Here is a 9700-nt window from a genome sequence, read left to right on the forward strand (position 1 = left end):
CAGGATGCCGTTCTCGTCGTCGTCGCCCCAGGTGGCCTTCTCCTGGATGACCGGCACGATGCCGAGCGCGAGCGGAACCTCGTGGTTCGCCCACGCGACGGTCGCGACACGCAGCGGCTGCTCGGTGATCCTGGTCTCGCCGTAGACGTGCTCGATCGTCACCGGGAACGCGCCCGCGTCGGCGCGGGGGATGTCGACACCGCCCGCGGAGAGGGTGGCGTCGGTCGCGCAGGACGAGAGAGCGAGGGCCGCCGTTGCGGCGACGGCGAGGCTGAGCAGGCGCAGGTGTCTCAAGGGATTCCTTCCGGAGCTGTGCCCGAGTGGGCTAAGGGAGGCCTTATTTAGGCAAGCCTTAGCTTAGACAGAAGGCACCCCGCGTTGTCCAGTCCAGCAGGCGACGCGAATGGGCCGCCCCGAGGGGCGGCCCATTCGTCGAGACGCGAGGTCAGTCGTCGTTGCGGTCGAGGTCGATGCGCAGCACCGACAGGTCGGCGGCGAGCTCCACCTCGGCCTCGTCACCGTTGTCGAGGCGGATCTCGACCTCCCAGGCCTTGCCCGGGTCGTCGTCGCGCGTGAGCTCGGTGACGGTGCCCCCACCGACGGCGGCGAGGGCCGCAGCGCTCACCTCGGCGTACTCGGCATCGCTGATCGGGCCGTCGCTCGACGAACTCCAACTCGAACTCGGGCTCGGAGCCGTGCTCGGCGCGCTCGAGGAATCGTCGTCCGAGTCGTCGTCGGAGGACGTCGTCGCCGGCCGGTCGGACGAGGTGATCACGATCGGGTCGTCGCTGGAGTCGCCGATCTCGTCGGCGATCGCGAATCCGCCGACGCCGAGCGCCAGCACGGCGACGGCGGAGCCGACGCCGATCAGGATGGGGCGCAGCACGCCGCGGCGCGGAGCCGGCTCGGGCTGCGGGGTGGTGTCGAGGGGAGTGGTGTCGTTCATGGGGCTACTCTCGCGATCGGCTGCTGAAGCGGGCCTGAAGCATCCTGAAGTTTCGTTCAGGATGCCGCGGGCAAGGTGACGACGAACCGCGCGCCACCGAGGGGTGAGCCCTCGACCCGCACCGAGCCGCCGTGGGCTCGGGCGATCTCGGCGACGATCGCGAGGCCCAGACCGCTGCCGCCGGCATCCCGGGCGCGGCCCTCGTCGAGGCGCACGAAGCGCTCGAACACCTGCGCCCGGGCAGCTTCGGGGATGCCGGGGCCGTCGTCGTCGACGATGAGGTCGATGCGGCCGTCGCGCGAGACGAGCCCGATCGCGAGGTGCCCGTTCGAATGCCGGGTGGCGTTGTCGGTGAGGTTCCGCAGCAGACGTGCCAGCATCCGCTCGTCGCCATCGACCCGCGCGGCGGTGACGGCGGAGGTGTCGACGGTCGCGGCCCCGGCGTCGCGCACGCGGCGGGCATCGGCGAGCACGATGTCGTCGAGGTCGACGGGGCGGCGCACGAGGGCGAGGCCCCCTTCGTCGAGCCGGGTCAGCAGCAGGAGCTGTTCGACGAGGTCCTGGAGCCGGGCCCCCTCGGCGAGCACGACCTCGGCGAGTTCGCCGTCCCCGAGCCGGTCGGGATGCGCGCGGGCGACCTCGGCGTGCTGCCGGATCGACGCGAGCGGCGACCGGAGTTCGTGCGAGGCGTCCGAGACGAAGCGTCGCTGGGCGCGGGCGGCGCCGTCGAGACGCGCGAGCATCCGGTTCATCGTGCGGGCGAGCCGGGCCAGCTCGTCGTCGCTGCCCGGCTCGGCGACGCGGCGGTCGAGCTCGGCCGGGCCGATGGCATCCACCTGGCGGCGGATGGTCTCGACAGGACGCAGCGCACGGCCGACGATCAGCCAGGTCAGGAGGGCGATCACCACGAGCAGCACCGGGACTGCGACGAGCAGCAGCCCCGACACCGTCGCCGCCGCACGCAGGGCGTCGTCGACGGGGAGCGCGACGCGGAGGTCGTAGTCGGTGCCGTCGATCTCGACCCGCGAACTGACCAGCACGTGGTCGTCGCCGTCGACGAGCGCGCGCGTCGGCGCGTCGACGTGGGGGAGGGTGAGGGCGTCGGCATCCTCGGAGCTCGCGACGAACGCGCCATCGGCGGTGTACAGCTGCTGCAGCGCGTCCTGCACCTCGGGGAGCAGCGTCGCGCCCGAGGCTCCGAGGAGGGAGGCGGTCGCCTCGGCATCCCGTTCGGCGGTCTCGGCGACGCCGGCGACGAGGGCGTCCTCGACGAGCCGGATGAACAGCACCGAGCCGGCCGTCAGCGCGAGGCCGACCACCACGGTCGCGGCCAGCGTCGTGCGCAGCCGCACCGACAGCCCGCGTCTAGCCACCCTGGGCGTCCAGCCGGTAGCCGGCGCCGCGCACCGTCGCGATCGCCTCGCGCCCGAACGGGCGGTCGAGCTTGTTGCGCAGGTGCCGGATGTACACCTCGACGATGTTCGGGTCGCCGTCGAAATCGAAGTCCCAGACGTTGCCGAGGATCTCGGACTTCGACACCGCCTCGCCCTTGCGCCGCACGAGGTATTCCAGCACGGCGAACTCGCGGCTCGTCAGCGCGACCTCCGTATCGCCGCGGTGCACCTTGCGGGAGGCCGGGTCGACCCGCAGATCCCCGGCTTCGAGCACGACGGGCCGGTCGCGCGACCCGCGCCGCACGAGCGACCGGAGCCGGGCGAGCAGCACCTCGAACGAGAACGGCTTCGTCAGGTAGTCGTCGGCGCCGGTGTCGAGGGCTTCGATCTGGTCCCAGTCGCCGTCCTTCGCGGTGAGCATGAGGATCGGGGTCCAGTCGCCCTCGTCGCGCAGGGTGCGGCAGAGCGCGTACCCGCTCATCCCGGGCATCATGATGTCGAGCACGAGCACGTCGTAGGTGTTCTCGCGCGCGAACCACAGGCCGTCGGTACCGGTATGCGCGACATCCACCGCGATGCCCTCGGCCTCGAGCCCGCGTCGCAGTGCCGCCGCGAGCCGCTGCTCGTCGTCGACCACCAGCACGCGCATCCGCTCAGTCTCCCGGATGCGCGCTGAAGCCGCGCTGAACCCCGGGTGTGAGGGCTGTTCGCAACTACGCCGCCACGCGGGATGCCGTCGCCTCCCCGATCGCCTGGTCGAGGATGCTGAGGCCGAGCGAGAGCTCCTCCTCGGTGCTCGTCAGGGCGGGGGCGATGCGGAAGGTGCCGCCGGAGCCGGCGAGCTGCACGATGTTCATGTGCAGGCCGAGGTCGAGGCAGCGGCGGGTGATCGCGTGCCCGAGTTCGTCGGAGCTCTCCTTGGTGTCGCGGTCGAGCACGAGCTCGATCCCCTGGAGCAGACCGCGGCCGCGCACGTCGCCGACGACGTGGTGCCGGCCCTGCAGCTCGAGCAACCCGGTGCGCAGGAACGCGCCCAGTTCGGTCGCCCGCACGTCGAGGTGGTCGCGCTGGAGGACATCCAGCACGGTGGTGCCGACGGCGGCGACGAGCGGATCGTTGACGTGGGTCGTGAAGAACAGGAACCCGCGGTCGTGCGCCTCCCGCTCGATCGCGGCGGAGGTGACGACGGCGGCGAGCGGCAGCCCGGCGCCGAGGGTCTTGGAGAGCGTGAGGATGTCGGGCACGAACCCCTCGCGTTCGAACGCGTACCAGTCGCCGGTGCGGCACAGCCCGGTCTGCGCCTCGTCGAGGATGAGCAGCATCCCGCGTTCCTCGCACTTGCGCTTGAGCGCGGCGAGGTAGCCCAGCGGCGGCTCGATGATGCCGCCGGAGCTGAGGATCGGCTCGACGATGCAGGCCGCGAGGGATCCGGTCGACTGCGCGTCGACGAGCGCGAAGGCGACGTCGAGCTGCTTCTGCCAGTCGAACACGCCGTCGGCGTCGACGAAGTCGGGCCGGTAGGAGTCGGGCGTCGGGATGACGAAGTTGCCCGGAGCGGTCGGGCCGTACCCCGTGCGGCCGGCGACGTAGGTGGCGGCGGCGGCCGCATGGGTCATCCCGTGCCAGGAGCGCGCGAACGACACGATCTCGTGCTTGCCGGTCACCAGCTTCGCGAGCCGGATGGCGGCCTCGTTCGACTCGGCGCCGGTCGTGAGCAGCAGCACCTTGTCGAGCGGGTCCGGCAGCGACTCCGCGAGGCGGCGCGACAGGTCGACGACGGGCCGCGACAGCATCCCGCTGTAGAGGTGGTCGAGGGTGGCGACCTGCCGCTGCACCGTCGCGACGATGTCGGGATGCGAGTGGCCGAGGATCGACGACATCTGCCCCGAGGTGAAGTCGAGGATCTTCTTCCCGCTCTCGGTGCAGACGAAGCTGCCTTCGGCGCGCTCGATGATCTCGGGCACGAAGGTCGCGCCGTAGCGCAGCAGGTGGGCGTCGGCGTCGGCCCAGAATTCGTCGGTCATCCCCTCACGGTAGAGGACCCGCTTGTGCGCGTCCATCACGGGATGCCGACTATACTGTGCGGGTAAGCCGGACAGGAGACGAGATGGCCCTCAACCTCTGGCGGCTCCGGCTGCTCGACGTCTTCGCCCGGGTCGGCACGGTGCGGGCGACGGCCGCCGAGCTCGTGATGAGCCCGTCCGCCGTCTCCCAGCAGCTGACCCTGCTCGAAGCGGAGACGGGCGCGGTGCTGTTCGAGCGCGCCGGGCGGCGGATGACGCTGACGGCGACCGGGGACCTCCTCGCCGAACGCGCGCGCGGCCTGCTCGATCAGGCGGATGCCGTCGACGCCGAACTCTCCGACCTCGCCTCCGGTCCGGTCGGCCGGGTGCGGGTCGGCGGATTCGCGAGCGCCATCTCGTCCACCTTGATCCCCGCCGTGCGCCGATTGGCGCACCTGAACCCGCACCTCGAGCTCGAGCTGCTCGAGATCGAGCCGCGGGAGGCGACGACCGCGCTGCTCCAGGGGCGGATCGATCTCGCCGTGACGGTCGACGAGGGCGACGGCACCCTGCTCGCGCCGACGATCGCGGTCGTGCCGCTCTCGACCGACCCGCTGCTCGCGGTGCTCCCGGTCGGGCACGAGCTGGCATCCCGCGCACGCGTGTCGCTGGCCGACCTCGCCGCCGAACCCTGGGCCCTCGACCACGAGGGCACCTACCTCGGCGAGCTCGTGCCGCGCGAGTGCCGGCTCGCCGGATTCGAGCCGCGGGTCGTCGGCCGCTTCTCGAGCTACGGGGTGATGCTCGCCCACGTCGCGTCGGGGCGCTCGGTGGCCGTGCTGCCGGCGCTCGCCGTCGACGCGGCGCCCGACGTCGTGGCACGTCCCGTCGCCGGGCTCGCCGACCGGCGGATCGTCATCGCGATGCGCACGGGAGCCGCGCGGCGCGGCGCGATCATCGCGGTGGTGGAAGCTCTTCGCGCGTCGACAGCTCCTCACGCGGCGGGCTGACGGCCTCGACCTCCGCCACGGCCTGTTCGGGGCCGGCCGGCGCGATGATCTCCGTGCGTCGCCGCGTCACGAGGTACGACCCCGAAAGCACGAGCGCGAACCCGAGGATCGTCCACACCGTGATCGTCTCGCGGAGGAAGATCGCGCCGGCCAGGATCGCGACGGCCGGATTGACGTAGGTGATCGCACTCATCCGCACCGGACCGATCTCGCCGACGAGCGCGACCATGAGCACGAAGGCGAGGGCGCTGCACACCACCGCGAGCACGACGATCGACACGATGACGGGCGTCGACGGCCACTCGGTCGGGAAGGCGCCGGTCACGGCGACGATCGGGAGGTAGACGAGCGCCGCGGCCCCGAGCGACACCGCGGTCACCCCCACCCCGGGCAGCTCGGGCACCCACTTGGCGAGGATCGCCGGGCCGAGCGCATAACCGACCACGACGATCGCGACTTCGGCCACCGCGACCAGATCGGACCCGCCGATCTCGAAGCCGACGAGGGCGGCGACTCCGGTCATCCCGAGCACGATGCCGAGCCAGTTGAGCCGTGACATCTTCGCCGGACGCCCGAGCAGGAACGCGACCCCGACACCGGCGAGCGGCACCGCCGAGATCAGCAACCCCGCCGTCGACGACGGGATGCGGGTCTCGGCCGAGCTCAGGAAGTACCAGGGCACGATGATCTCGACGACCGTGTAGACCGCGATCGGCTTCCAGCGCCGCAGCACGGGAGCGAGTTCGCGGCGGAAGACCGCCAGCGGCAGCAGCAGCACGGCGGCGAGGCCGGCGCGGGCCAGTACGACCATCGCCGGCTCGAGCTCGCCGACCGCGATCTTGATGAAGAGATACGGGATGCCCCAGGAGATCCCGAGTGCCACGAACAGGATCAGGCCGCGTCGCGTCACGGTCTCATCATGCTCCGGGATGCCGACATCCGCCGCCCTGTTCCCGCCGCGGGTCGGTGCGATCCCGCCAGCGGATCAGTCCGGGTCGACCGGGGCTGCCGGCCGACCCCATGAGTGTCATCATTGCGTGTGCTCTACTGGCTGGCGAAGAACCTCATTGTCGTGCCGCTGCTGCGCCTCCTCTTCCGGTACGAGGTGCACGGCGTGCACAACATCCCGAAGAAGGGTGCCGCCATCATGGCGAGCAACCACATGGCCCTGCTCGACTCGGCGTTCGTCCCGGGGGCGATCCCGCGTCACGTGGCCTTCCTCGGCAAGGAGCAGCTGTTCGCGGGCAAGAGCCTGCAGGCGCGGGTCGTGCGCGGGTTCATGAAGGCGATGGGGCAGCTCGAGATCGACCGCAGCGGCGGAATCGCGTCGGCGTCGTCGCTCGGCGGCGGAGCCGACGTGCTGCGCGCCGGCAAGCTGCTCGGCATCTACCCGGAGGGCACGCGCAGCCCCGACGGCCGGCTGCACCGTGGTCGCACCGGGATCGCGCGCCTGCTGCTCGACACGCCCGTCCCCGTCATCCCGGTGGCGATCTCGGGGTCGGAGGAGGTGCTGCCGCGCGGGGCGAAGTTCCTCAAGGTCGGCAAGCGCGTCATCGTGACCTTCGGCGAGCCGATGGACTTCTCCCGCTACGCAGGCCTCACCGAGGACCGCTTCGTGCTGCGCGCGATCACCGACGAGATCATGCACGAGATCGGCCGGCTGAGCGGGCAGGAGTACGTCGACGTGTACGCGTCGAACGCGCGCCGCACAGTCGCCGCGAAGTCCGCGTGACCGTCGCCGGGCAAACCTGGGCCGGAACCCACGTCTTCGCCGCTCCCCGCCTGGTCGAGGCGCAGTCCGTCGTCGAGGTGCAGCGAGCCCTGGCCGCCGGGGGATCCGTGCGCGCCCTCGGCACCCGCCACTCGTTCCACGACCTCGCCGACACCGACGGCACCCTCGTCACCGTCACCGGCATCCCCGCCGACCCGGCGCTCGACGAGTCCCGCCGCGAGGTGACCGTCGGGGCGGGAACCCGCTACGGCGTGCTCGCCCGCTGGCTCGAGGATCGCGGCTGGGCGCTGCACAACCTCGGCTCGCTGCCGCACATCTCGATCGGCGGAGCGACGGCGACGGGCACGCACGGGTCGGGACACGGGAACGGCGGCCTCGCGACCGCGATCCGGGCGTTCGACTACGTCGATGCCACGGGCGCGCTGGTCACCGTGCGCGCGGGCGATCCCGACTTCCCGGTGCTCGCCGTCGGTCTCGGCGCCTTCGGCATCGTCACCCGCGTCACGCTCGCGATCGAGCCGAGCTACCGGATGCGTCAGGACGTCTCTGCGGGCCTGACCTGGGACGCGTTCCTCGCCGACCCCGACGCCGTCACGGGTGCCGCCTACAGCGTGAGCGTCTTCACGACCTGGGTCGACGACAAGGTCGGCGACATCTGGGTGAAGTCGCGCCTCGACGCCGTCGGCGCGATCGCCGGCGCGCGGCCGCGCGAGCAGACCGCGGCACTCGTCGGTTCGACCGACAACCTGACCCCGCAGCTCGGCGTTCCGGGAGCGTGGTGCGACCGCCTCCCGCACTTCAGGCTCGACTCCACCCCGAGCAACGGCGACGAGATCCAGACCGAGTACTTCGTCGCGCGATCGGATGCCGTCGGCGCGCTGAGCGCCGTGCGCGCGCTCGGGTCCGACATCCACCCGCACCTCATGGTGAGCGAGCTGCGCACGGTCGCGGCCGACGATCTGCCGCTGAGCGGCGCCTTCGGGCGCGACACCCTCGCGATCCACTTCACCTGGGCGAACCACCCCGAGGCCGTGCGCGAGCTGCTGCCGCGGATCGAGGCGGCGCTCGCCCCGTTCGGCGCGCGCCCGCACTGGGGCAAGTGGCACACGATGGATGCGGCGGCGATCGCCGCCGTCGTGCCCCGCCTCGCCGAGGCGCGCGCGGTGTTCGAACGTCTCGATCCCGACGCCCGGTTCGCCAACGCGCATCTGCGCCGGCTGGGCGTCCGTTAGCCGATCGACCGCAGAGCGAGGATGACGCTACCCAGGTGGGCGCGGGTCTCGGCCTCGGCGCGGGCGGCGTCCCGGCTCGAGATCGCGTCGATGATCGCGGCGTGCTCGGGTGCCGAGACGGCGGCGCGACCCGGGTAGAACGCGAGTCGGAACTGGTGGCGCACACCCTGGGCGCGCAACCGCTCGAGGATCGCGACGGCGGTCGGGTGGTCGGCGATCTCCCGGATGCGGCGGTCGAGGTGCTGGTTGAGGCGCGAGTACTCGAACAGGTCGGATTCTGAAGCCGCGAGGATGTCGGCGCGCAGTGTCGCGAACTCGGCGATCTCGGCATCCGTGATGTTCTCGGCGGCCTTCGCGGCGCACAAGCCTTCGAGGCTCATCCGCACCTCGAGGATCTCGATCGCCTCCTCGAGCGGGATGGCGCGCACCCGCGAGCCGCGGTTCGGCAGCCGGTCGACGAGCCCTTCGGCGCCGAGCTCGAGCAGGGCGGTGCGCACGGCGGCCCGGCTGGCTCCGTAGGTCGTCGAGAGGTCGGCCTCGATGAGACGCTGGTTGGGCGCGTATTCGCCCGACACGATCGCGTCGCGGAGGGTCTTCGTCAGGTCCGCGCGCGTCGCCGTCGAGGTCACAGCCGTCATCCTAGGAACCCCCGTCGGTCAGGGAGTGCAGCCACGCGAGCGTGCCCTCCGTCATCCACGCCGGCGTGCCCAGGGCGTCGAGGAAGTCGCGGGTGTCGCGCATCTCGTGCTCACGGCGGGCGGCGTGCTGCCGCGTCCCGTCGAGCAGCCGCTGCACGAGGGCATCCCCCTCGGGTCCGAGCTCGGCCGCGATCTGCGCACGGGCCTCGGCCGTCGCCCCGATCTGCTCGGCGGCAGCGAGGCTCTCGAAGACGAGCGCGGCGAGGCCCTTCATGAAGACGCTGCGCACGAGCTTGAGCCCGGCGGCGTCGCCGGCGTCGGCTCCGACCACGCGGATCGGCAGCCCGAACCCGGCGAGGGCATCGGCCGCGGCCCCGGCCCCGTCGCCGCTTGCGAACAGCTCGGTCTCGATTCCGGAGCGCGGCACCGGCGCCATCACGGCGACGTCGGCGAACGGGATTCCGGCGTCCACAGCCCGCGCGGCCAGGGCCCGCTTCTGCGCGGGGGCGCCGGTGTTGAGATCGGCGAAGGCGGCGGATGCCGACATCCGGGGGAGTGCGTCGACCAGGACGGCGTCGGCGGCGGCCGCTCCGACGAGGCTCAGGACGAGGTCGGCCCCGTCGACCGCGTCGCCGATGCTCGCGAGCCGCGTCACCCCGGCGGGCGCCTCGAGCACGATCGGGTCGAATCCGACGACGTCGGCGCCGCGCTCGGCGAGGCCGCGGGCGTAGATCGAGCCCGCCTC

At 72.1% G+C, this 9700-nt stretch carries 10 protein-coding genes and 1 pseudogene; 3 read left to right on the forward strand and 8 right to left on the reverse strand.

Annotated elements, in window-relative coordinates; genetic code table 11:
* From ACILQS_RS13450 to ACILQS_RS13470, 5 genes and pseudogenes are all read right to left on the reverse strand, one after another.
* A pseudogene (locus ACILQS_RS13450) lies at positions 1 to 294 on the reverse strand (iron-siderophore ABC transporter substrate-binding protein); the annotation flags it as partial.
* Between the two features lie 151 nt (positions 295 to 445).
* The gene (locus ACILQS_RS13455) at positions 446 to 946 is read right to left on the reverse strand and encodes a hypothetical protein (protein ID WP_395640643.1); all 501 of its coding nucleotides are present in this window, start codon (positions 944 to 946) and stop codon (positions 446 to 448) included.
* Between the two features lie 56 nt (positions 947 to 1002).
* Entirely contained in the window at positions 1003 to 2319 is a 1317-nt protein-coding gene (locus ACILQS_RS13460) for a sensor histidine kinase (protein ID WP_395640644.1), read from the reverse strand.
* A complete protein-coding gene (locus ACILQS_RS13465; protein WP_395640645.1) occupies positions 2312 to 2989 on the reverse strand; it encodes a response regulator transcription factor in 678 nt (225 codons plus the stop codon). The genes ACILQS_RS13460 and ACILQS_RS13465 overlap by 8 nt, the downstream gene beginning before the upstream one ends.
* Before the next feature lie 64 nt (positions 2990 to 3053).
* Positions 3054 to 4364 carry an aspartate aminotransferase family protein gene (locus ACILQS_RS13470; RefSeq protein WP_395640646.1) on the reverse strand — a complete coding sequence of 437 codons (1311 nt, stop codon included), beginning with the start codon at positions 4362 to 4364 and terminating at the stop codon, positions 3054 to 3056.
* 83 nt (positions 4365 to 4447) lie between these two features.
* On the opposite strand from ACILQS_RS13470, the gene ACILQS_RS13475 reads away from it, so the two are divergent.
* On the forward strand, positions 4448 to 5353 hold the full coding sequence (locus tag ACILQS_RS13475) for a LysR family transcriptional regulator (protein WP_395640647.1): 906 nt from the start codon (positions 4448 to 4450) through the stop codon (positions 5351 to 5353).
* Here ACILQS_RS13475 and ACILQS_RS13480 read toward each other — a convergent pair.
* On the reverse strand, positions 5298 to 6263 hold the full coding sequence (locus tag ACILQS_RS13480; protein WP_395640648.1) for a DMT family transporter: 966 nt from the start codon (positions 6261 to 6263) through the stop codon (positions 5298 to 5300). The two genes, ACILQS_RS13475 and ACILQS_RS13480, sit on opposite strands and share 56 nt — an antisense overlap.
* Before the next feature lie 114 nt (positions 6264 to 6377).
* Here ACILQS_RS13480 and ACILQS_RS13485 point away from each other — a divergent pair, with 114 nt between their 5' ends.
* Together ACILQS_RS13485 and ACILQS_RS13490 are read left to right on the forward strand one after the other, a co-directional pair.
* Positions 6378 to 7085, forward strand: coding sequence for a lysophospholipid acyltransferase family protein (locus ACILQS_RS13485; protein ID WP_395640649.1), 708 nt, complete (start codon positions 6378 to 6380; stop codon positions 7083 to 7085).
* Positions 7082 to 8317, forward strand: coding sequence for an FAD-binding protein (locus ACILQS_RS13490; protein ID WP_395640650.1), 1236 nt, complete (start codon positions 7082 to 7084; stop codon positions 8315 to 8317). The genes ACILQS_RS13485 and ACILQS_RS13490 overlap by 4 nt, the downstream gene beginning before the upstream one ends.
* Here the strand turns inward: ACILQS_RS13490 and ACILQS_RS13495 are convergent.
* Both ACILQS_RS13495 and ACILQS_RS13500 read right to left on the reverse strand, forming a co-directional pair.
* Positions 8314 to 8955, reverse strand: coding sequence for a GntR family transcriptional regulator (locus ACILQS_RS13495; protein WP_395640651.1), 642 nt, complete (start codon positions 8953 to 8955; stop codon positions 8314 to 8316). The two genes, ACILQS_RS13490 and ACILQS_RS13495, sit on opposite strands and share 4 nt — an antisense overlap.
* Before the next feature lies 1 nt (position 8956).
* On the reverse strand, positions 8957 to 9700 hold a 744-nt coding region (locus tag ACILQS_RS13500; protein ID WP_395640652.1), incomplete at its 5' end, for a DUF1932 domain-containing protein.

Origin of the sequence: Pseudolysinimonas sp. (assembly GCF_044239695.1) — a bacterium.
Taxonomy (GTDB): domain Bacteria; phylum Actinomycetota; class Actinomycetes; order Actinomycetales; family Microbacteriaceae; genus Pseudolysinimonas_A.

What these genes read in the sequence shown, in the direction of transcription:
- ACILQS_RS13465 (WP_395640645.1), bottom strand. Translation starts at nt 2,989, where the DNA reads ATGCGCGTGCTGGTGGTCGACGACGAGCAGCGGCTCGCGGCGGCACTG.
- ACILQS_RS13455 (WP_395640643.1), bottom strand. Translation starts at nt 946, where the DNA reads ATGAACGACACCACTCCCCTCGACACCACCCCGCAGCCCGAGCCGGCT.
- ACILQS_RS13470 (WP_395640646.1), bottom strand. Translation starts at nt 4,364, where the DNA reads ATGACCGACGAATTCTGGGCCGACGCCGACGCCCACCTGCTGCGCTAC.
- ACILQS_RS13495 (WP_395640651.1), bottom strand. Translation starts at nt 8,955, where the DNA reads ATGACGGCTGTGACCTCGACGGCGACGCGCGCGGACCTGACGAAGACC.
- ACILQS_RS13475 (WP_395640647.1), top strand. Translation starts at nt 4,448, where the DNA reads ATGGCCCTCAACCTCTGGCGGCTCCGGCTGCTCGACGTCTTCGCCCGG.